At 60.5% G+C, this 24,259-nt stretch carries 22 protein-coding genes, 1 tRNA gene and 2 pseudogenes; 11 read left to right on the forward strand and 14 right to left on the reverse strand.

The window, feature by feature from the left end; genetic code table 11:
• Positions 1–149: 149 nt before the first annotated feature.
• A complete protein-coding gene (gene nfuA / locus Q8Q83_RS08655; protein WP_305622889.1) occupies positions 150–734 on the reverse strand; it encodes a Fe-S biogenesis protein NfuA in 585 nt (194 codons plus the stop codon).
• 147 nt (positions 735–881) lie between these two features.
• Positions 882–3,161, reverse strand: coding sequence for a fatty acid cis/trans isomerase (locus tag Q8Q83_RS08660; RefSeq protein ID WP_305622891.1), 2,280 nt, complete (start codon positions 3,159–3,161; stop codon positions 882–884).
• Positions 3,162–3,328: 167 nt separating this feature from the next.
• On the opposite strand from Q8Q83_RS08660, the gene metH reads away from it, so the two are divergent.
• The 3 genes and pseudogenes from metH (at position 3,329) to Q8Q83_RS08675 (ending at position 9,265) form a co-directional block, all read left to right on the forward strand.
• On the forward strand, positions 3,329–7,045 hold the full coding sequence (gene metH / locus Q8Q83_RS08665; RefSeq protein WP_305622893.1) for a methionine synthase: 3,717 nt from the start codon (positions 3,329–3,331) through the stop codon (positions 7,043–7,045).
• Between the two features lie 73 nt (positions 7,046–7,118).
• Positions 7,119–7,771: pseudogene (locus Q8Q83_RS08670) on the forward strand (potassium channel family protein).
• Between the two features lie 168 nt (positions 7,772–7,939).
• Complete coding sequence (locus Q8Q83_RS08675; protein WP_305622894.1) at positions 7,940–9,265, forward strand: sensor domain-containing diguanylate cyclase; 1,326 nt, start codon at positions 7,940–7,942, stop codon at positions 9,263–9,265.
• A 12-nt stretch (positions 9,266–9,277) separates the two neighbouring features.
• On the opposite strand, the gene Q8Q83_RS08680 is transcribed toward Q8Q83_RS08675, so the two are convergent.
• Complete coding sequence (locus tag Q8Q83_RS08680) at positions 9,278–9,580, reverse strand: DUF1883 domain-containing protein (protein ID WP_305622896.1); 303 nt, start codon at positions 9,578–9,580, stop codon at positions 9,278–9,280.
• A 163-nt stretch (positions 9,581–9,743) separates the two neighbouring features.
• Between Q8Q83_RS08680 and Q8Q83_RS08685 the strand changes: the two genes are divergently transcribed.
• On the forward strand, positions 9,744–10,790 hold the full coding sequence (locus Q8Q83_RS08685; protein ID WP_305622898.1) for an RNA methyltransferase: 1,047 nt from the start codon (positions 9,744–9,746) through the stop codon (positions 10,788–10,790).
• A 70-nt stretch (positions 10,791–10,860) separates the two neighbouring features.
• On the opposite strand, the gene Q8Q83_RS08690 is transcribed toward Q8Q83_RS08685, so the two are convergent.
• Together Q8Q83_RS08690 and Q8Q83_RS08695 are read right to left on the reverse strand one after the other, a co-directional pair.
• Entirely contained in the window at positions 10,861–11,388 is a 528-nt protein-coding gene (locus Q8Q83_RS08690) for a c-type cytochrome (RefSeq protein ID WP_305622900.1), read from the reverse strand.
• 36 nt (positions 11,389–11,424) lie between these two features.
• Complete coding sequence (locus Q8Q83_RS08695; protein WP_305622902.1) at positions 11,425–11,862, reverse strand: hotdog fold domain-containing protein; 438 nt, start codon at positions 11,860–11,862, stop codon at positions 11,425–11,427.
• Positions 11,863–12,109: 247 nt separating this feature from the next.
• Here Q8Q83_RS08695 and Q8Q83_RS08700 point away from each other — a divergent pair, with 247 nt between their 5' ends.
• Positions 12,110–12,325: a DUF2970 domain-containing protein gene (locus tag Q8Q83_RS08700; protein ID WP_305622904.1), complete on the forward strand. Its 216-nt coding sequence runs from the start codon at positions 12,110–12,112 to the stop codon at positions 12,323–12,325.
• A gap of 1 nt (position 12,326) precedes the next feature.
• Here Q8Q83_RS08700 and Q8Q83_RS08705 read toward each other — a convergent pair whose 3' ends face one another.
• Positions 12,327–13,391, reverse strand: coding sequence for an ABC transporter substrate-binding protein (locus Q8Q83_RS08705; RefSeq protein ID WP_371132383.1), 1,065 nt, complete (start codon positions 13,389–13,391; stop codon positions 12,327–12,329).
• Positions 13,392–13,616: 225 nt separating this feature from the next.
• Between Q8Q83_RS08705 and pnuC the strand changes: the two genes are divergently transcribed.
• From pnuC to Q8Q83_RS08735, 6 genes and pseudogenes are all read left to right on the forward strand, one after another.
• Positions 13,617–14,183 (forward strand): nicotinamide riboside transporter PnuC, encoded by a 567-nt coding sequence (gene pnuC / locus Q8Q83_RS08710; protein WP_305622907.1) that lies wholly within the window; start codon positions 13,617–13,619, stop codon positions 14,181–14,183.
• Positions 14,180–14,728 carry an AAA family ATPase gene (locus Q8Q83_RS08715; protein ID WP_305622909.1) on the forward strand — a complete coding sequence of 183 codons (549 nt, stop codon included), beginning with the start codon at positions 14,180–14,182 and terminating at the stop codon, positions 14,726–14,728. Before pnuC ends, Q8Q83_RS08715 begins: the two co-directional genes overlap by 4 nt.
• Positions 14,729–14,984: 256 nt before the next feature.
• Positions 14,985–16,859: a di-heme-cytochrome C peroxidase gene (locus Q8Q83_RS08720; RefSeq protein WP_305622910.1), complete on the forward strand. Its 1,875-nt coding sequence runs from the start codon at positions 14,985–14,987 to the stop codon at positions 16,857–16,859.
• Positions 16,860–16,914: 55 nt separating this feature from the next.
• On the forward strand, positions 16,915–18,048 hold the full coding sequence (locus Q8Q83_RS08725; RefSeq protein WP_305622911.1) for a catalase family protein: 1,134 nt from the start codon (positions 16,915–16,917) through the stop codon (positions 18,046–18,048).
• Between the two features lie 110 nt (positions 18,049–18,158).
• Positions 18,159–18,515, forward strand: a complete 357-nt coding sequence (gene queD / locus Q8Q83_RS08730) for a 6-carboxytetrahydropterin synthase QueD (RefSeq protein WP_305622913.1) — start codon at positions 18,159–18,161, stop codon at positions 18,513–18,515.
• A 195-nt stretch (positions 18,516–18,710) separates the two neighbouring features.
• Positions 18,711–19,037: pseudogene (locus Q8Q83_RS08735) on the forward strand (site-specific integrase); the annotation flags it as partial.
• 78 nt (positions 19,038–19,115) lie between these two features.
• On the opposite strand, the gene Q8Q83_RS08740 reads toward Q8Q83_RS08735, so the two are convergent.
• The 8 genes from Q8Q83_RS08740 to infC form a co-directional block, all read right to left on the reverse strand.
• A tRNA-Pro gene (locus Q8Q83_RS08740) sits at positions 19,116–19,192 on the reverse strand.
• Between the two features lie 90 nt (positions 19,193–19,282).
• Positions 19,283–19,639: a MerR family transcriptional regulator gene (locus tag Q8Q83_RS08745; protein ID WP_305622915.1), complete on the reverse strand. Its 357-nt coding sequence runs from the start codon at positions 19,637–19,639 to the stop codon at positions 19,283–19,285.
• Complete coding sequence (ihfA, locus tag Q8Q83_RS08750) at positions 19,620–19,922, reverse strand: integration host factor subunit alpha (protein WP_003243414.1); 303 nt, start codon at positions 19,920–19,922, stop codon at positions 19,620–19,622. Before ihfA ends, Q8Q83_RS08745 begins: the two co-directional genes overlap by 20 nt.
• A 3-nt stretch (positions 19,923–19,925) precedes the next feature.
• Positions 19,926–22,304: a phenylalanine--tRNA ligase subunit beta gene (gene pheT / locus Q8Q83_RS08755; protein WP_305622916.1), complete on the reverse strand. Its 2,379-nt coding sequence runs from the start codon at positions 22,302–22,304 to the stop codon at positions 19,926–19,928.
• 39 nt (positions 22,305–22,343) lie between these two features.
• Positions 22,344–23,360, reverse strand: a complete 1,017-nt coding sequence (gene pheS / locus Q8Q83_RS08760; RefSeq protein WP_305622918.1) for a phenylalanine--tRNA ligase subunit alpha — start codon at positions 23,358–23,360, stop codon at positions 22,344–22,346.
• Between the two features lie 95 nt (positions 23,361–23,455).
• Positions 23,456–23,812: a 50S ribosomal protein L20 gene (gene rplT, locus Q8Q83_RS08765; RefSeq protein ID WP_090505586.1), complete on the reverse strand. Its 357-nt coding sequence runs from the start codon at positions 23,810–23,812 to the stop codon at positions 23,456–23,458.
• 25 nt (positions 23,813–23,837) lie between these two features.
• Positions 23,838–24,023 carry a 50S ribosomal protein L35 gene (gene rpmI, locus Q8Q83_RS08770; protein ID WP_305622921.1) on the reverse strand — a complete coding sequence of 62 codons (186 nt, stop codon included), beginning with the start codon at positions 24,021–24,023 and terminating at the stop codon, positions 23,838–23,840.
• 69 nt (positions 24,024–24,092) lie between these two features.
• Positions 24,093–24,259: translation initiation factor IF-3 (infC, locus tag Q8Q83_RS08775; protein WP_305622923.1), on the reverse strand; the 167-nt coding region annotated here is incomplete at its 5' end.

Here is a 24,259-nt window from a genome sequence, read left to right on the forward strand (position 1 = left end):
TCCAGTGCCCGAGCGAGACGCATAAAAAATCCGATGCCAATACTGGCATCGGATTTTGATTTCTTGCGGCCAAAGGTCAAGTAAGAGGGCTTAACTGACTGGCATTAACCCCTGGGGTCGCCTTTTTATTTAACTCGCAACTCGGCGCCTCAGTAGTAGGCGTTTTCCTTGTTGGTGTGATCCGTCACGTCACGCACCCCTTTGAGCTCGGGAATGCGCTCGAGCAGGGTCTTCTCTATGCCTTCCTTGAGGGTCAGGTCGACCTGGCCGCAGCCCTGGCAACCGCCGCCGAACTTCAAGACCGCGATGCCATCTTCGACCACATCGATCAGGCTGACTTCGCCCCCGTGGCTGGCCAACCCGGGGTTGATCTCGGTTTGCAGGTAGTAGCTGATGCGCTCGTTGATCGGGCTGTCTTCGTTGACCATAGGCACCTTGGCGTTCGGCGCCTTGATGGTCAATTGGCCGCCCATGCGGTCGGTGGCGTAGTCGACCACGGCATCTTCCAGGAACGGCTCGCTGACGGCGTCGATCCAGGCGGTGAAACTGGCCAGACCCAGGGCTGTGTCTTCGGTCTTCTGCTCACCCGGCTTGCAATAGGCAATGCAGGTTTCGGCGTACTGGGTACCCGGCTGAGTGATAAACACGCGAATGCCGATGCCCGGGGTGCTCTGCTTGCTCAGCAGGTCAGCCAGATAGTCGTGGGCAGCGTCGGTAATGGTAATGGTGCTCATGGCAACTCCTCGCAAACATGGGCGCAGTGTACGCCAGTCGGCTATGCCCGGCAAAGTCCTAGTAATTTGGTAGGGATAGAGCTGGGGGGTATCAATTTATTCGCGGCCAGCTGTTTTTCACCAATAAACGCAGCCGAGCAGTATGCCTTAAAGGTTCTGGTAGCGATTTATATCCAGCACTCCCGCCTCGACTGGCTCGGTTTCCTGGATATAGGCCGATAGGTCATGCAAGTAGCGCCAGAACTGGGGGTGGCTGCGGCGAATACCCCAACGTTCGACCACTTTATCGAATGCCGCACCATCACGGCTCCGCTCCAGCGCGGCGACAAACTCAGGCACCGCATCCGCCGTCAGGCTGAAGATAAAGTTCGGGTAACTGCTGAGCACGCCCGGGTAGACAGTCAGGGTATCCAGGGCCGACAGATAGCGCAGATGCTCGCCCAGCATAAAGGCCACGTTGCTGTGGGCACGGTTGCGCAGCAGGCTGTAGACCTCGCGCCGGCCATCGGCCAACTCGATGCGCAGCAGGGTCGCTTCGGGCAACTGCGCAACCGCCTCGAGCGCCCCGGCCGGCTTGCCGGTCAGGCGGCTGAGCGCCTGCTCGGCGCGCTGCAACTCGGCGCTAATAGCCGGGCGATAGCAGTGCCCGGAGCCGCAGCGGTTGATCGGATCGGGCCGGGCATTGAGGCTGCCAAAGCGCACCAGCAGGGCCTCGGCGAAGCTGCGCTTGGCATCCACCCCCGGTAGCTGCAAGGCGCTGGGGCTCTGGCTGTCGATTTCCTGATAGTCCAGCCACAGCTTCAGCTTGCCGCTGTCCTGGTACCAATCGCTCAGGTAGCCCTTGCGCGTGTCGGCCGGCAGCAGGCGGAGGAAATTCACCTCGGCACCGTTGCGGATCAGATCGAAGTACAGCCGCGTCTGCGCCTGGTGCGAGACGTTGCCGAACACATCGAAGTTCACCACCAACTGGTAGTAGGTGCGCTCCAGTAGCGGGTAGTCCATCCACCACAGGGTCTGCGGTATCTCGCCGATCAGGCCTTTTTGCACCGAGGCGCTGTCGTGCTGGCGGAAGATCGACAGCAGGGCGTTATCGTTGCCCGCCCAGATATGCGCCCAGCTCGGGGCGGGCGCCTCGGCGTAGCTGTGCATGCGCAGCACTTCGTACTGATTGCGTTTGTCGCGATAGCTGAGCCAGATGCCGAGCAGGTCGCCTATCTCATCGAGCTGACCGGGCATGGCCAACAGCGGCGTGGCCTCGGCGCGGTAGTTGGCATCGCTCAAGTAGAGGTCATGTTGCGGGTCCTGGAACACCACCCAGAAGTTATCGCGGATCACGTCCGTGGCGATCGGCCCGCGACACACCGGGCCGCGAATAAAGCTGCGCACGAAGTACTCGGCGTTATCCAGCATAAATTGATAACGCGCCTGCGCCGGGATAGCCGCGAAGGTCTCGAAGGGATTGGCCCGGCGCGGCGAGCCATAGCCTGGTACTGCATCTACCTGCCAGTCGCCGGAGAAGAAGAGTTCTCTGACCCGCGCCAGCTTGTTCGCGCTCAGCGGGTAGGTGATATGGGTCTTGTGCACTATCACGCCCTGCACCGGGGCCAGGCGGTAATAGAAGCTGCTTCCCGGTTCCTCATTGGGCCGCCGCGTGGCGATCGGGTCGATCGCCTGGCCACTGGGCGTACGCGAACGCAGCAGCTGGAAGAAATGCCCGGGCTCGCCGCCTTCGAAGTACAAGTGAGCGAGAAACAGGTGTTCATACAGCCAGCGCGCCACCAGGCTTTCGCGGGCCCCCGGGGCGTTCAGCAGCTGTTCCCAGGCCTGAATCTGCGCGGCCTCGGCCGCACTGGCTGGCACCGCCGGCTGATCGACGGGAGCGCCCTGCGCCAGCCAGCGCTGCAGCGTCTGGTAGTCCGCCTCGGCGAGTCCGGTCACCGCGAAAGGCATGCCGGCTTGCGGGTTTTCGCGGGCAAAGGCGGCGAATTCATCCGGCAACGGGCACTGATTGTCGCGTTTGATGCTGATATCCAGCTCGGCCGGCAGCTTGGCATTGGCCTTGAGCGCCGTGATGTGGCCCAGTTCGAGCATGCGCGCCAGCAGCGCGGCCTGGCTGCCCTGCGGTTCCAGTACCGAAAAGAAGTCCTTGCGCCGCCAGGCCGCCGTGCTCTGGGCATCGAGAAACAAACGGGTGCTGTCCTGCGCCTTGAGGCGCTTGCCTTGGTATACCGGCAGCTTGTGCGCGCCGCGCTCGACGCCCTCGGCACTGCCAAGATTGAGCTGGCAGGGCGCGTCCAAACAGGCATGGCAGGCCACGCAATACTGGGTGAAGATCGGCTGAATATCGCGACTGTAAGAGATCGGCTCTGCCGCCAGCACCGGGCCGATGAACAACAAGCAAGTGCTGAGCAATAAGCGGCAGGACATCGGACTTCCCCAAGAGGACAGCAATACTGAGTCTAGCTGCCGCCCAGGGCACAGAGCGAAGCAGGCCAACATGAGCGCAATTCATGCAAAACAGCAGGCCACTGCAAAAGCGTGCAGCTTTGTTATCATCAGCGCTCATTTTTCACGCGCTCCAGGTAACTCTCGCCATGTCTCTGTCCGATCGTAGCGCCCGCCTCCAAGCTCTCCAGCACGCCCTGAAGGAACGCATCCTGATCCTCGACGGCGGCATGGGCACCATGATCCAGAGCTACAAGCTGGAAGAAGCCGACTACCGCGGCGCGCGCTTCGCCGATTGGCCGCAGGATGTAAAGGGCAACAACGACCTGCTGATCCTCAGCCGCCCGGACGTGATAGGCGCCATCGAGAAGGCCTACCTGGATGCCGGCGCGGACATCCTCGAGACCAACACCTTTAACGCCACCCAGGTGTCCCAGGCCGACTACGGCATGGAATCCCTGGTGTATGAGCTGAACGTCGAAGGCGCGCGCCTGGCCCGTAGCGTGGCCGACGCCAAGACCCGGGAAACCCCGGAGCGTCCGCGCTTCGTTGCCGGCGTGCTCGGTCCTACAAGTCGCACCTGTTCGATTTCCCCGGATGTGAACAACCCCGGCTACCGCAACGTCAGCTTCGACGAGCTGGTGGAAAACTACGTGGAAGCCACCCGCGGCCTGATCGAAGGCGGCGCGGACCTGATCCTGATCGAGACCATCTTCGACACCCTCAACGCCAAGGCGGCTATCTTCGCCGTGCAGCAGGTGTTCGAGGACGATGACGTCGAATTGCCGATCATGATCTCCGGCACCATCACCGACGCTTCCGGCCGCACCTTGTCCGGGCAGACCACCGAAGCATTCTGGAACTCGGTGCGCCACGCCAACCCAATCTCCGTGGGGCTGAACTGCGCACTCGGCGCCAAGGACCTGCGCCCCTACCTGGAAGAGCTGGCGGCCAAGGCCGAGACCCATGTCTCCGCCCACCCCCACGCCGGTCTGCCGAACGCCTTCGGTGAATACGACGAAACCCCGGCGGAAATGGCTGTGGTGGTGGAAGAATTCGCCGCGTCGGGCTTCTTGAACATAGTCGGCGGCTGCTGCGGCACTACGCCTGCACATATCCAGGCGATCGCCGAAGCGGTGAGCAAATACCCGCCGCGCGCCATCCCGGATATCCCCAAGGCCTGCCGCCTGTCGGGTCTTGAGCCCTTCACCATCGACCGCAACTCGCTGTTTATCAACGTCGGCGAGCGCACCAATATCACCGGTTCGGCCAAGTTCGCCCGGCTGATCCGCGAGGACAACTACACCGAGGCCCTGGAAGTCGCCCTGCAGCAGGTGGAAGCCGGCGCCCAGGTGATCGACATCAACATGGACGAGGGCATGCTGGATTCGCAGAAGGCCATGGTCACCTTCCTCAATCTGATCGCCGGCGAGCCGGACATCTCCCGCGTGCCTATCATGATCGACTCCTCCAAGTGGGAGGTGATCGAGGCCGGCCTGAAATGCATCCAGGGCAAGGGCATAGTCAACTCGATCTCCATGAAGGAAGGCGTCGAGCAGTTCAAGCACCACGCCAAGCTGTGCAAGCGCTACGGCGCGGCCGTGGTGGTGATGGCCTTCGACGAAGCCGGCCAGGCCGACACCGCTGCGCGCAAGCGCGAGATCTGCCAGCGCAGCTACGACATCCTGGTCGATGAAGTGGGCTTCCCGCCGGAAGATATCATCTTCGACCCGAATATCTTCGCCGTGGCCACCGGCATCGAAGAGCACAATAACTACGCGGTCGATTTTATCGAGGCCTGCGCCTATATCCGCGATCACCTGCCTCACGCCCTGTCGAGCGGCGGCGTGTCCAACGTGTCGTTCTCCTTCCGTGGCAACAACCCGGTGCGTGAAGCCATTCACTCGGTGTTCCTCTACTACGCAATCCAGAACGGCCTGGCCATGGGCATAGTCAACGCCGGTCAGCTGGAAATCTACGACGAGATTCCCAAGGAACTGCGCGACGCCGTGGAAGACGTGGTGCTCAACCGCCACGAAGGCGCCACCGAAGCGCTGCTGGCGATTGCTGATAACTACAAGGGCGACGGCAGCGTCAAGGAAGTCGAAACCGAGGAATGGCGCACCTGGAGCGTGGTCGACCGCCTCAAGCATGCGCTGGTCAAGGGCATCACCAGCCATATCATCGAAGACACCGAGGAATGCCGTCAGCAGTGCGCGCGCCCCATCGAAGTCATCGAAGGCCCGCTGATGGCCGGGATGAACGTGGTCGGCGATCTGTTCGGCGCCGGCAAGATGTTCCTGCCCCAGGTAGTGAAATCCGCCCGGGTGATGAAGCAGGCGGTTGGTCACCTGATCCCCTTTATCGAGCTGGAAAAAGGCGACAAGCCGGAAGCCAAGGGCAAGATCCTGATGGCCACGGTCAAAGGCGACGTGCACGACATCGGCAAGAATATCGTCGGCGTGGTCCTCGGCTGTAACGGCTACGACATAGTCGACCTGGGCGTGATGGTGCCGGCAGAGAAGATCCTGCAGACCGCCATCGCCGAGAAGTGCGACATCATCGGCCTGTCCGGCCTGATTACCCCATCGCTCGACGAAATGGTGCATGTCGCCCGCGAAATGCAGCGCCAGGGCTTTAGCCTGCCGCTGATGATCGGCGGCGCCACCACCTCGAAAGCCCACACCGCGGTGAAGATCGAGCCCAAGTACCAGAACGATGCGGTGGTCTATGTCACCGACGCCTCCCGCGCGGTCGGTGTGGCCACCCAGTTGCTGTCCAAGGAACTCAAGGCCGGCTTTGTCGAGCGCACCCGCCTGGACTATATCGAAGTGCGCGAGCGCACCGCCAACCGCAGCGCCCGCACCGAACGCCTAAGCTACGCCGCCTCGGTCGCCAACAAACCCAAGTTCGACTGGGCCAGCTACCAGCCGACCGTACCGAGCTTTACCGGCGTGAAGGTGCTGAACGATATCGACCTGGCCGTACTGGCCGGCTATATCGACTGGACGCCCTTCTTTATCTCCTGGGACCTGGCCGGCAAGTTCCCGCGCATCCTCACCGACGAAGTGGTCGGCGAAGCGGCCACCGCACTGTATGCCGACGCCCAGGAAATGCTGAAGAAACTGATCGACGAGAAGCTGATCAGCGCCCGCGCGGTGCTGGGTTTCTGGCCGGCCAACCAGGTGCAGGACGACGACCTGGAAGTCTACGGCGCCGACGGCCAGCCCCTGGCCAAGCTGCACCACCTGCGCCAGCAGACCATCAAGCCGGACGGCAAGCCCAACTTCTCCCTGGCCGACTTCGTCGCGCCCAAGGACAGCGGCATCACCGATTACGTCGGCGGCTTTATCACCACCTCCGGCATCGGCGCCGAAGAAGTGGCCAAGGCCTATCAGGACGCCGGCGACGACTACAACTCGATCATGGTCAAAGCCCTGGCCGACCGTCTGGCCGAAGCCTGCGCCGAATGGCTGCACCGCGAAGTGCGCACAAACTACTGGGGTTACGACCCGGAAGAAGCACTGAGCAACGACGAGCTGATCAAGGAAGCCTACAAGGGCATCCGCCCCGCTCCCGGCTACCCGGCCTGCCCGGACCACACCGAGAAAGGCACGCTATTCGACCTGCTCGACCCCATCGCCGAATTCGACAAGGCCGGCCGTAGCGGCGTCTTCCTTACCGAACACTACGCCATGTTCCCTGCCGCCTCCGTCAGCGGCTGGTACTTCGCCCACCCACAGGCGCAGTACTTCGCCGTCGGCAAGATCGACAAGGATCAGGTGCAAAGCTACACCGCACGCAAGAAGCAGGACCTAAACGTCAGCGAGCGTTGGTTGGCGCCGAATCTGGGTTACGACAACTAAGGCCCCAACCTAGGAAGCCCGCGAATGCGGGCTTTTTATTACAACGAGAGCATCTCTGAACAATAAGGACAGTATGTCCCCCATCACCTATATCGCCCGCCACCCATCCGCCGGCCTACTGTTTGTCCAGTGCTCTACCCCTGGATGGAAGCCACCCCGCTCGGCCGCGCGCTGTTCGGTGCCTTTGGCCTGGTGGTGCTGGGCCTGGCCCTGCATGTGGTTAAGCGCAGCCCCGCACAAACCTGGATTGCCGGGCTGCTGGCCCTGCTGGTGCTGACGCTTTCGCTTTCGCTGATCGACATGCTGCTGCCCAGCCCACTGCTGGACTGGCTGATCGCCATACTGGAAGCCGCCTTCTACTTCTACTTCTACGCGGCGGCCAGCCTGATCGCCTATATGAGCGCGGACCAGCACGCTACCACCGACGAACTGTATGCGGTCGGTGCGACCTTCACCCTGCTGGCCTGGGCCTTCGCTCATCTCTACAGTTTCTGCCAGTTGCTGTTGCCCGGCAGCTTTGTCGCGATGCTCGAGCCGCAGGCGGCGCGGACCTGGATGGAACTGCTGTTCCTCAGCTTCACCACCCTCTCCGGCGTGGGCCTGGGCGATATAGGGCCGCTGACGCCCATGGCCCGTTCGCTGGTGATGATCGAGGAGTTCGCCGGAGTCATGTACCTGGCGCTGGTGGTATCGCGGCTGATCGCCTTGTCGGTAAACAAACGCTGAGCACTGGTGGTCTTGGATGCAGTAATTGCGTGTGACCTGGAGCGCCATGGCCTGAAAAATCTTGCCCATTCGGTGCAAACACCTGGCCAGGTGTTTGGATGGAGCAGGCATAATGCCAGCAACACCCTGCTCCCCAGTGGACTCAGCAGCCCGGAAATACCGAACCGCATGCCCGTGATCATTCTTGCCCTCGCCACCACCCTGCTGCTCCTGGCCCTGCTGACCCGGTTGATCCGCCGTGAGCGCCTGGCCCGGCAACGACTGAACCTCCACGAGCAGTTACTCGATAAGCTTACCGATGGCGTACTGCTGATCGATCACGCCGGACATATTAGCCAGCACAACCAGGCAGCAACTCGCCTGCTGGGTAAGGCCAGCAGCGAGCTGCACGGTTCGCGCCTGCAGGACTGCCTGCCGCAGCAAGCTGAAGACGAGTCCCTGACCTCGCCGCAACGCCTGCAAATGCCCGGCAGCGCTGGCAGCAAGCTCTCGCTCGAAATCTCCCGCCTCGACGCCGGTACTGGGCATAGCCTCGTGCTGATCCGCGCGCTCAATGAGCCTGGCCGTTCACAGGAAGATGCCGAACGCTTCAAACGCAGCCAGTACTTCGCCCGTATCGGCACCTGGGACTGGGATATCGACACCAACTGCCTGTACTGGTCGGAGGCGATCTATGCCATGTTCGGCCACCCGGTGGGGGCCGTGACGCCGAGCTACGAGCTGTTCTGCGCCAGCGTGCACCCGGATGATCGCGAGCACGTGCGCGCCGGCGAGCTGCGCTGCATCGACACCGGCGAGAACCATGACGAGGAATACCGCGTGCTCTGGCCGGACGGCAGCCTGCATTGGCTACGCGAGACCGGCAATGTGGTGAAGAACGAACACGGCGTGGCCGTGAAGATGATGGGCGTGGTGCGCGACATCACCGAGGAGAAGGCCTGGGCCAAGCAGATGCACCAACTGGCCCACCACGATGCACTGACCGGCCTGCCCAACCGACTGGTATTCGAGGACCGCCTGTGCAATGCCCTGGAGCGCGCGCGGCGCAACGCTACGCGAGTGGCCCTGGTGTTTATCGACCTCAACGGTTTCAAGGCGATCAACGATGTCCACGGCCATATCGCCGGTGACCAGGTGCTGGTCGCCACGGCCCGGCGACTGAAGGAGGCGCTACGCGAGTCTGACAGCGTGGCGCGGATTGGCGGCGACGAATTCGTGGTGATCCTCGAAGGGCTGGCCTTGAACTGCAGCCTCGAGGAAGAGACCCGGGACATCGGCGAGAAGATCCTCACGGCGCTATCGGCACCGCTCAGCGTCGCTAACAGCCCACAACGCATCGGCGCCAGCCTAGGTATCGCGGTATTCCCGGACCACGCGCCGAGCATGGACCGGCTGATTCACAGCGCCGACCTGGCGATGTACGAGGCCAAGCGCAGCGGCGAAAACCAGTACCGCCTGGGCAGCGACAGCCGACAGCACGCCGGCGTCGAATAACCGCCAGCGAACTCAACTCAACCGCGAGGTCGACTTGCGGATGATCTTGATCGAATGCTTGAGCGTCGGCTTGCGCGTCACGCTGATAGCCTTGCGACTCACGGTGTCGATGGTGATATTCCAGAAGCCGCTGCTGGGTACGGTGATCTTGGCCGGGAAGGTGTCGAAGGCGCCGCCGTGGTAGGTGTGCCTGCCGCCATTCTTGAAGCTGCGAAAGTTCGCATCGCTCATCAAGCGGATATTGCAGGTCTGCGAGCACTCGATCACGACGATGTCGTCTTCATTGAGGTGTTCGCGCTGGTGTATATATTTCATCTACCGCTCCGCACAGCTGGGTCAGCCAAATCAAGTCGCTAGTATGAGTGCCCGGGCTACTTGAGCAAAGCACTCGTCATCATTCAGTTATTCGTCGCAGAGCAATCAACCCAGCCAGGGACGGATACCGCCGCAGCCGCCCCGGTGATAGGATGCGCGCCCCATGCATATCCAAGATTTCCGCCAACGCCTCACCGATCTCGGTGCCAAACCCATGCATATCGGGCGGATCAGCCGTGCCTGGCTGCGCGGCTTGCCCCTGGATACCGGCACGCGCAACCAGAAGACCGAGAACTTCCTGCCGCTCGCCGTGCGCAATGCCCTGCCGCAGCTGAGTGCGCAACTCGACGGCCTGGCTCGCCTGAGCTCCGAACACCCGGCGGCAGATGGCTCGGCGCGCTTGCTGGTGGAACTGGCCGACCAGCAGATGGTGGAAAGCGTACTGTTGCCACGCGATGGCCTGTGCGTCTCCAGCCAGGTCGGTTGCGCGGTGGGTTGCGTGTTCTGCATGACCGGCAAGAGCGGCCTGCTGCGCCAGCTCAGCAGCGCCGAAATAGTCGCCCAGGTGGCGCTGGCCCGGCGCTTTCGCCCGGTGAAGAAAGTGGTCTTCATGGGCATGGGCGAGCCGGCGCATAACCTCGACAACGTGCTGGAGGCCATCGACCTGCTCGGCACCGACGGCGGCATCGGCCAGCGCAATCTGGTGTTCTCCACGGTCGGCGATCCGCGGGTATTCGAGCGCCTGCCGCAGCAACGCATCAAGCCGGCGCTGGCCCTGTCGCTGCACAGCACCGACGCCGAGTTACGCCAGCAACTGTTGCCGCGGGCGCCGCGTATCGACCCCGAAGAGTTGGTCGAGCTGGGTGAAACCTATGCGCGACAGATCGATTACCCGATCCAGTACCAGTGGACGCTGCTCAAGGGCATCAATGACAGCCAGGAAGAAATGGACGGCATCCTGCGCCTGCTCAAGGGCAAGTACGCGATCATGAACCTGATCCCCTACAACAGCCTGGAAGCCGATGAGTTTCAGCGCCCCGATGGCGACCGTATCGTGCAGATCGTGCGCTACCTGCACAGCCGCGGCGTACTGACCAAGGTGCGCAACTCCGCCGGCCAGGATATCGACGGCGGCTGCGGTCAGTTACGGGCTCGGGCGACCAATCTGCTCAATAGCCGCAAGCCGCCGCGCGCATTGTCGCAACCCTGACGCACTGAACCTAAAGCGAGCCGTCTGCAGACGTGGAAGGTCTTCGGCTGCAGATGGCTCGCGCAGCTGTCTAAGGCGCGGAGGGAAACTGCACGTAAGGGCCTGACGGCTCCTGGCCTGCGGGCACATAGGCCGGCATCGCTGCCCCCGCTGCGCCAAGGTGACGGAGATAGTGATAGATAGCCGTCAGGTCGGCATCGCTCATCGTGCGCAAGTTGAACCAGGGCATAGGCGGACGCCTGGGAGTACGGGCATGACTCAGCCACTGCTGCTCGTCTAGCGCCTGCACGACTTGCCGCAGGTTCGACGCATAGGTCGTGCCCCAGGGACCACGCCAACCCAAGGGGCTTCCCGTCAGCCAGAGTCGTTCATCAACCTGGCCGGCGGCCTCCGGATAGCCCGGCGTGTGGCAGTCATTGCAGCCACTGGCCTGGACCAGATAACGCCCGCGCTCGACCGCAGCCTGCTCCGTTTGGGTCTGCGCCGACGCGCTGTCCAGCCCCAGGCTGCCAGTCAGCGCCAGGGCCAGCAGCCAGGCACTGGCGCAAGGTTTATCGGCGGCCGGCTTATGGCCCTTTGCGTAGTTGAGTAATGGCATCACTATCACTCTCCCTCTACTCAGAATTCAGACCTGTCAGGCCTGACTGACATACATGCTGATTTCCGCGCGAAACACCGGCTTGTCGCCGACATAGGCCATCACCGGCACTTTCAGCTCGCCCTGACTGCTCCAGTCCACGGCGCTGCCATCGGCGACGGCGCGGATATCACCATCGGCCTTGGCCAGGTACTCCACCCACATGCCCTTGGGTATCCAACGGAAACCTTTGGGAATCGAAGCATCGGTCATGGTGCCGGCGGCTAATTCCGCCGCGTTGCACAGCGCAATGGCGTGCACTGTCCCTATATGGTTTAGCACCTCACGGCGCTTGGGGAAGGTGACTTCGGCATAACCCGGGCGCAGCTCGGTGAACAAGGGATCTATGCTGGCGAAGTAAGGCGCTACCTCGCGGATCATGGCGCTGAACTGCTTGGCACCAAGGCTTTTGTACAATTGCAGGGTCTGGCTCATGGGGTATTCCTGTAGACATAAAGGCGGTTAAGGGATGCGCGCCGGGCCAGTATACGAATAACGAAATATATTTCTAGAATCTTTTTCTACTAAGCCGCTTACTAACCATAACCGTCCAGGTCTCGCCCATTGAGCACTGCGCCGGGCTTTATTCCGCCCAGGCCATCACCTGGCGCGATTGCCTTCTTGCAGTCGAGATGAGATACAGATCCCGCCATAGCGGTTAATCTGCGAATAGGAGGTGCCTATGAAAGACGACGAAAACAAGCCCCTGACACTCTGGGAAATGCTGCAGAGCGTGCTCTCAGCGGCGCTGGGCGTGCAGAGCGGGAAGAACCGCAGCCGTGACTTCAGCCGCGGCAAGCCCAGTCATTTCATCATTCTGGGCGTGCTGTTTACCGCCGCCTTTGTGCTGCTGATCTTTGCCGTGGTCAAGTTGGTGCTGCACTTCGCCGGGCTCTGAGTCACTCCAGCAAAGGCTTGCTGGAGAAGTGGTAGTCCTTGATCTGCGGCCGATACACCGCGCTGAACTGGCGAAAATCGAGCCCGTAACCCTTGCGCCTAATGCGCTGCTGCAAACGTGCGGCTTGCCCAGCATCGAGCAGACTGAACAACTGGTCGACCCTGTCCTTGCCGCCCCGCTCGGCGAAATCCACCCCGGCATGGTAGTCATGCAGCATCACCATGGCCCAGCCACCCAGCGTGAAGTGCCCGCCAACCAACACACTGATGCTGCCGTCGATACGCGCCTGCAATACCTCATCGGAATTGTTCAACGCCGACAGATAGAGATCCTTGCCTGGCTGCTGGCCCAACTCTTGCGCTGCGCGCATCGCACCGAATGCCATTTCATCATTGGCCGCCCAGATCAGGCGCACATCCTGGTAGCGCGGTAACAGCAACTGCGCCTGTTCGTAAGCGCGCTGGCGCTTCCATTCGCCATACAGCAGTTGCTCCAGTTTGATTTCCGGGTGTTCTGCCAAGGCCCGTAGCAAGCCATCCTCGCGCAAGGTGGAAGACGGCGTATGGCGCACCCCAGCAAACGCCAGCATGCTGCCCGGCCGCCCTTCCAGCTTGGCGATCAGACCCTTGGCCATCCAGTAGCCGGCCTCTTCGTCGTTGGGTACAAGGCTGCCGATCCAGTTGCGGTAATGCTCGCGCGGACCGCCGATGATGCTCTGCTGTTCGGGCGTCAGGGTGCTGTGCAGGGAGAAGGTCTTGATCTTGCTGCCTGCAAACAAGCGCAACACCTCGGGGCCCCCATACATCTCGTTGACGAACACCAGATAATCCGGCTGCTCGCGGCTGGCCAGCACATTACGGGCATTCTGCAGGATGCGCTGAGGATCACGCTCGCCATAGACAATGCGCAGCTGCATTCCCAGGTCATCGGCCGCAGCCTGCATAAACTCGCTGTAGCCAACCCAGAAGGGTTCCATGGAAAAACCGGGATTGAGAAACACCACAGAGGCAGCCGGCCCTGCCGTGCCAGCCTTAGCCTCAGTGGCCGCCTGCGTCGTAGCGCCCAGCGCCGCCAGGTAAGCCACCAGGATAAAACTCAAGACTGACCTGAACACGCCATCCCTCCCGAAAGTGGCCCGGAGTATATCGCTAAAGCACTAGCCATCCGCGTGCACCTCCCGCCCACCACATAACCGCATCAGCCAAGACTAACCGGGCGGCAATGGCTACAATCGCCACCCACCACGCCCAGATCACTACCAGATCACTACCCCCTCACCTGCCGGAGCCTCATGTCAAACCTGGAAATCCTTGCCTCCGCCATCGGTGTTTGGGCGGTCTGGCTGACCGTGAAACAGAATCGCTGGTGCTGGCCCATAGGTCTGGTGATGGTGCTGATGTATGCCTGGATCTTCTTCGCCGGCAAGCTGTATTCGAACATGCTCCTACAAGGCGTCTATGCCGCACTGCAACTGTATGGCTGGCGGCAGTGGACGCGCGGCGGCGAAAGCCAGCAAGGGGTCCAGGTCAGCAGGCTTAGCAGTCAGGGCCTGCTTTTCAGTCTAGCCCTGGGGGCGTTAGGCGCACTGGCGCTGGGCTATCTGATGGCCAGCTACACCGATGCCACCGCCCCCTGGCAGGATGCCGCACTCAGCGCGTTCAGCCTGGTGGCGCAGGTGTGGATGGCGCAGAAAAGAGTTGAGTGCTGGCCTCTGTGGATAGTCCTGGATCTGTTGTTCGTCGTCCTGTTCCTCGAATACGGCTTGCATCTGACTGCCGGCCTGTACGCGCTCTTCACCCTGCTGGCCGCCAATGGCTGGCTGACCTGGCGCCGTGATCGCGCCCTGGTTCGGGCATGAAAGTCCTGGTCTTGACCGGCCCGGAGTCCAGCGGCAAGAGCTGGCTGGGCGAGGCAATCCAATCGACTTTTGGTGGCGTGCTGGTGGGCGAATATGTCCGTCACTTTATCGAGCAAGAACAGCGCGACACCTGCTACGCCGACATCACAGCAATCGCCCGCGGACAACTGGCCTGGGAAGACGCGGCCCGCGCCAGCCGACCCGAGCTGCTGATCCTCGACACCCACCTGCTGAGCAATCTGCTCTGGAGCCATGAGCTCTTTGGCGACTGCCCGGCCTGGATCGAGCAGACCTTGCTCGAGCGAGACTACCACCTGCACCTGCTGCTCGACCCGGTTGCCGTGCCTTGGGTCGATGATGGACAACGCTGCCAGCCGCAGCTGCAACAACGCATCAAGTTTTACCAGGATTGTGAGCGCTGGTTACGCCAGCACAAGCAACCGCTGCAATGCATTCAGGGCGACTGGTCGCAGCGCCACCAACAAGTATTGCGCTCTGTCGGTGACTGGTTGAACTCAACGGCCCCAGGCCCAGACCAGCAATAAACGCAGGTACAGAATCAGTGCCACTGCTTTGCACAAGCAGGCCCCAGCCTGAGCTCGCACCAGGCCACGCAGTGCAGCCCCCAAAACGCCAATAAACATGATGCCAAGGCCAAACTTATCGGCAAGCTGCCCGCACCTTGCGCCGAGCTATTGACTCGCGAGTCACCCATCAAGAATTAACCTGCAGCGCCCCCTTGCCATGGACTGATTTGCTTGGCATAAACCCAAGGAATAACAACATGACAAGGAAGTACCGATGCGCATCCTCCGCCGGGCCCTCTATGGCTTGCTCCTGTTGCTGGTTATCGCCCTCGCGCTAGGCCTGTATTTCATCGCCTATCCGAATCTGCCGGTCTATCAGAAGCCCGAGAAACTGCATTATCTCGAGCAGTGGAGCATGGCGCAGCGCCAGACCTACTACTACACGCCCCAGGGCACTCAGGTTAAAGGCCTACGCTACGAGTGGTTCGGCGCCTTGGAACTGCCGTTCAGCAGCAGCAAGTTCGCCACCCCCGACTACCTCGCACGCTTTGGCTTCCTGGTCGACCCGCAGCAGCAAGCCACGGCCCAGAACCCCGCCAACCTGCCCGTCGGCTTTGCCCGTCATACCGATGATCAAAGCGGCGAACACTATCTGGATATCAGCTGCGCGGCCTGTCACACCGGCGAGCTGCGCTATAAAGGTCAGGCGGTGCGTATCGATGGTGGCGCGGCGCTGCATTCGCTGGCCTCGACCGTGCCCACCATCCGCGGCGGCAGCTTCGGCCAAGCCCTCGGCATGAGCATGGCCTTCACCTACTACAACCCGTTGAAGTTCCGTCGCTTCGCCAAACAGGTGCTGGGTGAGGAATATGCCGCGAAACATGAACAACTGCGCCGCGATTTCAAAGTGGTGCTGGACCGCCTGCTCGGCACCGCCTTTAACGATTGGCACCGGGGCCTCTACCCGACCGAGGAAGGCTTCGGCCGCACCGATGCCTTTGGCCGTATCGCCAACAGCGTATTCGGTGACGCCATTGACCCCAGCAATTACCGGATCGCCAATGCCCCGGTAAGCTACCCGCAAGTCTGGGACATCTGGAAGTTCGACTGGGTGCAGTGGAATGGCTCGGCCATGCAACCCATGGCGCGTAATGTCGGCGAAGCCCTGGGTGTCGGCGCGACGTTGCGCCTGCTGGAGACCGATGGCCACCCTGTAGCCGAAGCCGACCGCTATGCCTCCAGTGTGCGTCTGCGCGATCTGCACACCCTGGAAGAAACCCTGCGCCAACTCAAGCCGCCAACCTGGCCTGAAGCGGTGCTCGGTAAGGTCAATCTGCCGCTCGCCAGTCAGGGCCGCGCCCTGTTCAGCGAGAACTGCGCCTACTGTCATGCCCCCGATCCGAAGAAACCCGACGAACGCCTGGCACCCACCCGTGACCCCGAGTGGCGCATGCGTATAGTCCCGACCAAGATTGTCGGCACCGACTCCACCGCTGCCGACAACATTGCCGATCACCGCTTCGATATCAGCAAGCTCGGCTGGACTAAAGCCGAACTCAGCAAGCTCGACGTCCGCCTTTTTGGCGCGAACGTCAATGATATCGACTTCAGCAATATCTCCAGTGCCAAGGCCCTGGCCTATGTGACTGCCTATGTTGAAAACCACGCCTACCAGGAAGCCGGCATTTCCGACCGTGAGCGCTGGCGCATGGACGGTTTCGGCCTGCCTATCGGCGTGCAGGAAAAACGCGGCTACAAGGCTCGCCCCCTGGACGGTATCTGGGCCACCCCACCCTTCCTGCATAACGGCTCGGTACCCAGCCTGTTCCAGCTGCTCTCGCCGGTGTCCGAGCGACAAAGCCAATTCTGGGTGGGCAACTTCGAGTTCAATCCCAAGCACGTTGGCTTCAACAGCGAGAAATTCACCGGTGGCTTCCGCTTCGATACCAACGTTACCGGCAACAGCAATCGTGGCCATGAATTCCGTGCTGGTTGCCGACAGGACGGCGTCATTGGGCGCTCCTTGCAACCGGAAGAACGCTGGGCGTTGATCGAATACCTCAAGGTGCTGGGTAACCCGCTGCTTGAACAGCAACTGCAGCCCATAAAAGCCAAAGCCTGGACCCCAGGTCCCGCCTGCCAGAACTAGTAAGGACGCGCTGCCTACTCAGCAGCCATAACAACAATTCACAGGGATTTAGATAATGCTTAAACGATTTTGGCTCTGGCTCGGCGGCCTGCTCGGCAAACTGCTTCTGTTTATGCTGGCCATCGGCCTGGGTGGTTGGGGGCTGGGCGCGGCCTATTACAGCTGGAAGTTTTCCGGGCCGGTCTCCAGCGAAGAGCAAATCCCCGCGGGTGAGGCCGCGCTGACCCAAAGCATCATCGAAGACGCGATCCGTGTCGTCGAACAGCATCGCGACAACACCCGCGTGCTGCGTGATGCTCACGCCAAAGCCCACGGCTGCATGAAAGCTACTGTCACTGTAAACCCCGATCTCGACAGCAGTTTGCAGCATGGGGTGTTCAGCGAACCCGGCAAGACCTGGCAAGCCTGGATGCGTCTGTCCAATGGCAACGCCTATCCGCAATTCGACCGCGCCCGCGATGCCCGCGGCATGGCCCTCAAGCTGCTCGATGTGCCCGGCGAGAAACTCAGCAAAAGCCCCCAGCATGCATCTGAACAAGACTTTGTGATGTTCAACCACCCGGCCTTCTTCGTGCGCGACGTGGCCGAATACAAGAGCAACTTTGCCGCTCAGGCCGAAGGCCAAAAAATACTGGCGTTCTTTCCCGGCTGGAATCCGATGAACTGGGAAATCAGGCACCTGATTATCGCCTTGAAAACCCTCTCGCCGGCGCCCGAAACCCCGGTAGCGACTACCTACAACTCCATTGCCCCCTATAAGCTCGGCCCGCTCAATATCAAGTACCGGGTCATACCCAATCCCACGGCCTGCCCAAGCTACTCACTGCCCAAGCAGAATCAGGATCTACCCAACTTCCTGCGTAATGCGCTCTATCAACAGCTCTCTCTGGATCGCGCGCCAGCTTGCTTTGCCCTGCAGGTGCAACGGCAGAAGCCCGAGCACTACATGCCTATAGAGGACACCAGCGTCGAATGGGACGAGTCCATCTCTCCATTCGAGACAGTGGCCAGCATCCAACTGCCAGCGCAAGACTTCGATAGCCGTGAACAGAATCTGCTCTGCGACAACCTGTCCTATAACCCATGGCACGCACTGCCTGAGCACCGGCCCATTGGCGGTATCAACCGCCTTAGGAAAGCCGTCTACGAAGCCGTGAGCGTCTATCGGCTTGAGCGAAACCAACCGTAGTTTTAGATCACGAGGGAGTGAGTGGTACTCGGTAAGCAGTGCCTGAGCTGGTAAGATTCAATACTTAGCTAAGCGTGCTGACAGCCGCGTACCACCAGAGAGAAATCCCCTTGGAACTGTTCAAAGAGTTTATGTTCGAGGCCGCCCACCGCCTGCCTCACGTCCCGGAAGGCCATAAGTGCGGACGTTTGCATGGCCATTCGTTTCGGGTCGCCGTCTATATCGAGGGCGAGGTTGATCCCTATACCGGCTGGATTCGTGACTTCTCCGAGATCAAATCGATCTTCAAGCCGCTCTATGAACAGCTGGATCACAACTACCTCAACGACATCCCAGGACTGGAAAACCCAACCAGCGAAGTCCTCGCCAAGTGGATCTGGCAAGAACTCAAACCCCTTCTACCTGAACTGTCACGCATCCGTATTCATGAAACCTGCACCAGTGGCTGTGAGTACCGCGGCGACTAAGCTCAAGAGCAAAGACAAAAGCCACCGGAAGGTGGCTTTTTCTTGTGCTCAATAAGCGTTATGTCTGAGCCCGCTGTACTGCGGATGCGGCAGCTCCTCCCAGAGCGCGCGGCAGCGCTGCCCTAGCCAGGCATTGAGCTCCTCGAAGGAGTGGAATTGGCAGTTTTGTGCGTCTAGCCTGCGGATTCCACACCATCCGCCATGCACCGGATGAACGATTCAGCCTGGAAGAAGGCCCGGGTTCGGGCGGCGAAACTCTGGCAAGAGAAATACCTTCGCCCAGCGCACCCGGGTTATTTGTCGATCAGGATTCACGACCTCAAACATACATTCGGCAGAAGGCTGCGGGCAGCAGGCGTCACCGAAGAGGATCGCAAGGCGCTATTGGGCCACAAGAACGGCAGCATCACTAGTCACTACTCAGGCGCGGAACTGGGTCAGCTGATTGAATCTGCCAACAAGGTATCTGCTACCGACTCGCGCGGGCCGGTGCTGACGATTCTGAAGAGGATGCAGGCGTGATTTCACTAGCAGTCACGCAAAAGTCACGCGCATGAAAAAGGCCAATGCGCGAACATTGGCCTAAGTCATTGAAAAATATGGTCGGGACGGAGTGATTCGAACACTCGACCCCTAGCACCCCATGCTAGTGCGCTACCGGACTGCGCTACGCCCCGACTAGGCGTGAATCTGTTTTCGGATCACCGAAAACGTCGCGAACTATACATTAAGCTTCTGATATATGGAAACTTTTTTAAGTTACGCGATTACTTACGAAGCACCAGCAAAACATCTTCCAGCTCAGCAATCATCTGCCTGATCAATTGCTTGTACTGGGTGGTGTCGTCCTTAGCTTCATCGCCGGAAAGGCGCTGCCGCGCCCCGCCGATGGTAAAGCCTTGGTCGTACAGCAAGGCGCGGATTTGCCGAATCATCAGCACATCCTGGCGCTGGTAATAACGCCTGTTGCCACGCCGCTTGACCGGGTTGAGCTGAGGGAACTCCTGCTCCCAATACCGCAATACATGCGGTTTGACTGCACAGAGTTCACTCACCTCACCGATGGTGAAGTAGCGCTTGCCAGGTATGGCAGGTAATTCGTCGTTATGACTTGGTTCCAGCATACGCCTCAACCCTGGCTTTTAGTTTTTGGCCTGGACGGAAAGTCACTACACGGCGGGCCGTGATGGGAATTTCCTCTCCCGTTTTTGGATTACGACCGGGGCGCTGACGCTTATCGCGCAGATCAAAGTTACCGAACCCCGAGAGCTTGACCTGTTCGTTGAGCTCCAGCGCTTGGCGGATCTCCTCAAAGAACAGCTCCACCAACTCCTTGGCTTCCCGTTTATTCAGGCCCAGCTCTTCATACAGACGTTCGGCCATTTCAGCTTTCGTCAGAGCCCCCATACGCTACTTCCTTAACGTGGCGTTGAACCTTTGTTCCAGGGAGGTGAGAGTATTTTGCGTTGTGGTACTCACCTCATCGTCATTAAGAGTGCGCGATGGATGCTGCCAGGTCAAGCCAACGGCAAGGCTTTTTCTATGCGGATCAATACCTTTACCGTGATATACGTCAAATAGCTTGAGGTCGGTCAACCACTCGCCCGCCGACTCACGTATAGCAGCGAGTAATGCTGCTGCAGGTACATCACGATCAGCCAACAATGCCAAGTCACGACGCACCTCGGGGAAGCGCGAAAGCTCCTTGAATGCCGGCATGCGACCTTGAGCGATTTCAGCCAAGACCAACTCGAACATATAAACCGGCTGATCAAAACCAAGCGCCTTGCCCAGTTCCGGATGCATAGCCCCCATAAAGCCGACCAACCGGCCATCACGCTCGATGCGTGCAGTCTGACCTGGATGTAACGCCGCATGCTCACCCGGGACGAAGCTGAAGCTGTCGGCCGCACCCGCACTGGCCAAGAGCGCCTCAACATCGGCTTTCATGTCATAGAAATCGACGTTATCGCGAGCATGCGCCCAGCTCTCAGGCAAACGTGCGCCGCAAATCACACCCGCCAGCATCGGCTCCTGCTTCAAGCCTTCGAGCTGACCGACGAAGCGCAGGCCGCTCTCGAACAGGCGCACACGCGATTGCTGACGATTGAGGTTATGTTCCAGCGCCTTGACCAACCCCGGCCACAATGACGAACGCATGGCCGCCATATCGACAGAAATCGGGTTGGCCAGCAGCAGAGGTTCGACTCCAGGGCTGAACAGCTCGAACAACTTGGGATCGATAAAGCTGTAGGTGATGGCCTCTTGGTAGCCGCGGGCAACCAGCAACCGACGCAACGCAGGCAGCTCGACAGCGGCTTCAGCCTTGGCCTGTGGCGCCAGACGCGCTTGCGGGTAACGCACCGGCAAGCGGTTATAGCCGTACAAACGCGCCAACTCTTCGATCAGATCGACTTCCAGGCTGATATCGAAACGATGGCTGGGCACTTCCACTTGCCACTGCCCTTCACCACTGGCGCTGACGCCAAAACCCAGGCCAGACAACAAGCGCAGAATTTCTGCAGCGTCCATTTTCAGGCCGAGCATTTGCTCGATACGCTCGGCGCGCAAGGTCACAGGCGCGACGCTTGGTAGTTGCTGCTGATCGACCGCCTCGATGATCGGACCGGCTTCGCCGCCGACGATTTCCAGCAGCAATGCGGTCGCACGCTCCATGGCCTCACGGGCCAACTGCCAATCCACGCCACGCTCGAAACGGTGCGACGAATCGGTGTGCAAGCCATAGGAGCGCGCCTTGCCGGCGATGGCGATGCAGTCGAAGAAGGCGCTCTCGAGGAACAGGTCGCGAGTCTTGTCACTCACTCCGCTGTGCTCGCCGCCCATGACCCCGGCAATCGCCAAGGCGCGCTGATGATCGGCGATGACCAGGGTGTCCGCACGCAGGCTGGCCTCCTGACCGTCGAGCAGAACCAGCTTCTCGCCCTCCTCGGCCATACGCACGCGGATGCCGCCATTGATCTCGGCGAGATCGAAGGCATGCATCGGCTGACCCAGCTCGAGCATCACGTAGTTGGTAATATCCACCGCCGCATCGATGCTGCGCACGTCGGCGCGACGCAGGCGCTCGACCATCCACAGCGGGGTCGGCCTGGACAAGTCGACATTGCGCACTACACGCCCGAGGTAACGCGGGCAGGCTTGCGCGGCCAGCACTTCGACCGAACGCACTTCGTCATGGCTAGGCGCCACCGCGGCGATAAGCGGACGAGTGACCGGCGCCGCATAGAGCGCGCCGACCTCGCGAGCCAAACCCGCCAAGGACAGGCAATCGCCACGGTTCGGCGTCAGGTCGACTTCGATGCTGGCGTCATCCAGATCGAGATAGACGCGAATATCCTGACCGACTGGCGCATCCGCCGGCAGCTCCATCAACCCATCATTTTCTTCGCTGATCTGCAGCTCGGAAGCCGAGCACAGCATGCCATTGGACTCGACGCCACGCAGCTTGGCTTTCTTGATCTTGAAGTCGCCTGGCAGCTCGGCACCGAGCATGGCGAACGGAATCTTCAGGCCGGGGCGCACGTTCGGCGCGCCGCACACCACCTGGAAACTCTCTGCGCCATTGCTGACCTGACACACGCGCAACTTGTCGGCGTCCGGATGCTGCTCGGTACTGAGCACCTCGCCCACCACCACGCCACTGAAAACTCCGGCGGCCGGGGTCACGCTATCCACTTCCAGGCCCGCCATGGACAGGCGCGCCACCAGCTCGTCACGGGAAACCTGCGGGCTTACCCAGCTACGCAGCCACTGTTCACTGAATTTCATCCTGCTCTCCTAAAACAATTCGGTTACGGTCATGCGCTACTAGCGAAATTGCGCCAGGAATCGCAGGTCGTTATCGAAGAACAGACGTAAGTCGTTGACGCCATAACGCAACATGGCCAAGCGCTCGACGCCCATGCCGAAGGCGAAGCCTTGGTACTTCTCGGGGTCGATACCGGACATGCGCAGCACGTTCGGGTGCACCATGCCGCAGCCCATGACTTCCAGCCAGCCGGTCTGCTTGCACACGCGACAACCTTTACCGCTGCACATCACGCACTGCATATCGACTTCCGCCGACGGCTCGGTGAAGGGGAAAAAGGAGGGGCGGAAACGCACGCCCAGCGGCTTCTCGAAAAACACCCGAAGGAATTCTTCGATGGTGCCCTTGAGGTCGGCAAAGCTCACGTTCTCGTCGACCAGCAGGCCTTCGACCTGGTGGAACATCGGCGAGTGGGTGATATCGGAGTCGCAACGATACACGCGACCGGGGCAGACGATGCGGATCGGCGGCTGCTGAGACTCCATGGTGCGCACCTGCACCGGCGAGGTGTGGGTGCGCAGCAACATATTCGCGTTGAAATAAAAGGTGTCGTGCATCGCCCGGGCCGGATGGTGGCCGGGGATATTGAGCGCTTCGAAGTTGTGGTAATCGTTTTCCACTTCCGGGCCTTCGGCGATGCCGTAGCCAATGCGGGTGAAAAACTGCTCGATACGCTCCAGAGTCCGAGTCACCGGATGCAGGCCACCGGAGGCCTGACCACGGCCCGGCAGGGTCACATCGATGCGTTCGGCCGCCAGCTTGGCGCTCAAGGCCGCGTCTTCGAGGCTTGCCTTGCGGCTGTTCAGGGCATCCTGAACCTGATCCTTGGCGGCATTGATCAAGGCGCCGGCTTGCGGACGCTCTTCTGCCGACAGGTTGCCCAGGGTCTTCATCACCTGGGTCAATTCGCCTTTCTTGCCCAGATAGTGAACCCGCAACTGCTCCAGGGCATTCACATCGTCGGTGTGGCTAACGGCCTCAAGCGCTTGCGAGACCAGCACATCCAGATTTTCCATTTACAGACTCCAGATACGAAATAGGGGAAGAGCTTGAAGGCTCTTCCCCTATTGGTGACGTTTAACACCGGGCGAGCCCGGTGATTGTCGGGGACTTAAGCCAGTACGGCTTTCGCTTTCTCGACAATCGCAGCAAACGCCGCTTTTTCGTTCACTGCCAGATCAGCCAATACCTTACGGTCGATCTCGATGGACGCTTTTTTCAGGCCAGCAATGAAACGGCTGTAGGACAGACCGTTAACACGAGCACCAGCGTTGATACGAGCGATCCACAGGGCGCGGAACTGACGCTTCCTCTGACGGCGGTCGCGGTAGGCGTATTGGCCTGCCTTGATCACAGCCTGCTTGGCAACGCGGAATACGCGCGAACGCGCACCGTAGTAGCCTTTAGCGAGTTTCAGAATCTTTTTGTGACGCTTGCGAGCGATAACGCCGCGCTTAACACGAGCCATGAGTAATTTCCTCTATCTTGACCGATTAACGAACGCGCAGCATGCGCGCCACTTTTGCTACGTCAGACGGATGCACCATGGTGCTACCGCGCAGATGACGCTTACGCTTAGTGGACATCTTGGTCAGGATGTGGCTCTTGAAAGCGTGCTTGTGCTTAAAGCCGTTAGCGGTTTTGAGAAAACGCTTGGCTGCACCACTCTTAGTTTTCATCTTTGGCTTGTTCGGATACTCCGCATTCAGTTGATAAACATAACCGCAAGGCCTGCCGTGCCCTGGTGGTTACTTCTTCTTTTTGGGGGCGATGACCATTATCAGCTGGCGTCCTTCCATCTTTGGATGCTGTTCAACGGCGCCGTATTCGAGCAGGTCATTTTCAACCCGCTTCAACAGTTCCATGCCCAGCTCCTGATGCGCCATCTCACGGCCGCGGAATCGAAGCGATACCT

The sequence above is a fragment of the Pseudomonas sp. genome (genome assembly GCF_030696055.1).
GTDB lineage: Bacteria > Pseudomonadota > Gammaproteobacteria > Pseudomonadales > Pseudomonadaceae > Aquipseudomonas.

Coding starts and splice junctions, on each gene's coding strand:
- Q8Q83_RS08685 (WP_305622898.1), top strand. CDS start 9,744: ATGCATATCCAAGATTTCCGCCAACGCCTCACCGATCTCGGTGCCAAA.
- metH (WP_305622893.1), top strand. CDS start 3,329: ATGTCTCTGTCCGATCGTAGCGCCCGCCTCCAAGCTCTCCAGCACGCC.
- nfuA (WP_305622889.1), bottom strand. CDS start 734: ATGAGCACCATTACCATTACCGACGCTGCCCACGACTATCTGGCTGAC.
- rplT (WP_090505586.1), bottom strand. CDS start 23,812: ATGGCTCGTGTTAAGCGCGGCGTTATCGCTCGCAAGCGTCACAAAAAG.
- Q8Q83_RS08715 (WP_305622909.1), top strand. CDS start 14,180: ATGAAAGTCCTGGTCTTGACCGGCCCGGAGTCCAGCGGCAAGAGCTGG.
- Q8Q83_RS08675 (WP_305622894.1), top strand. CDS start 7,940: ATGCCCGTGATCATTCTTGCCCTCGCCACCACCCTGCTGCTCCTGGCC.
- Q8Q83_RS08745 (WP_305622915.1), bottom strand. CDS start 19,639: ATGCTGGAACCAAGTCATAACGACGAATTACCTGCCATACCTGGCAAG.
- rpmI (WP_305622921.1), bottom strand. CDS start 24,023: ATGAAAACTAAGAGTGGTGCAGCCAAGCGTTTTCTCAAAACCGCTAAC.
- Q8Q83_RS08690 (WP_305622900.1), bottom strand. CDS start 11,388: ATGCCATTACTCAACTACGCAAAGGGCCATAAGCCGGCCGCCGATAAA.
- Q8Q83_RS08700 (WP_305622904.1), top strand. CDS start 12,110: ATGAAAGACGACGAAAACAAGCCCCTGACACTCTGGGAAATGCTGCAG.
- ihfA (WP_003243414.1), bottom strand. CDS start 19,922: ATGGGGGCTCTGACGAAAGCTGAAATGGCCGAACGTCTGTATGAAGAG.
- Q8Q83_RS08720 (WP_305622910.1), top strand. CDS start 14,985: ATGCGCATCCTCCGCCGGGCCCTCTATGGCTTGCTCCTGTTGCTGGTT.
- Q8Q83_RS08660 (WP_305622891.1), bottom strand. CDS start 3,161: ATGTCCTGCCGCTTATTGCTCAGCACTTGCTTGTTGTTCATCGGCCCG.
- Q8Q83_RS08725 (WP_305622911.1), top strand. CDS start 16,915: ATGCTTAAACGATTTTGGCTCTGGCTCGGCGGCCTGCTCGGCAAACTG.
- pheT (WP_305622916.1), bottom strand. CDS start 22,304: ATGAAATTCAGTGAACAGTGGCTGCGTAGCTGGGTAAGCCCGCAGGTT.
- Q8Q83_RS08695 (WP_305622902.1), bottom strand. CDS start 11,862: ATGAGCCAGACCCTGCAATTGTACAAAAGCCTTGGTGCCAAGCAGTTC.
- pnuC (WP_305622907.1), top strand. CDS start 13,617: ATGTCAAACCTGGAAATCCTTGCCTCCGCCATCGGTGTTTGGGCGGTC.
- Q8Q83_RS08680 (WP_305622896.1), bottom strand. CDS start 9,580: ATGAAATATATACACCAGCGCGAACACCTCAATGAAGACGACATCGTC.
- pheS (WP_305622918.1), bottom strand. CDS start 23,360: ATGGAAAATCTGGATGTGCTGGTCTCGCAAGCGCTTGAGGCCGTTAGC.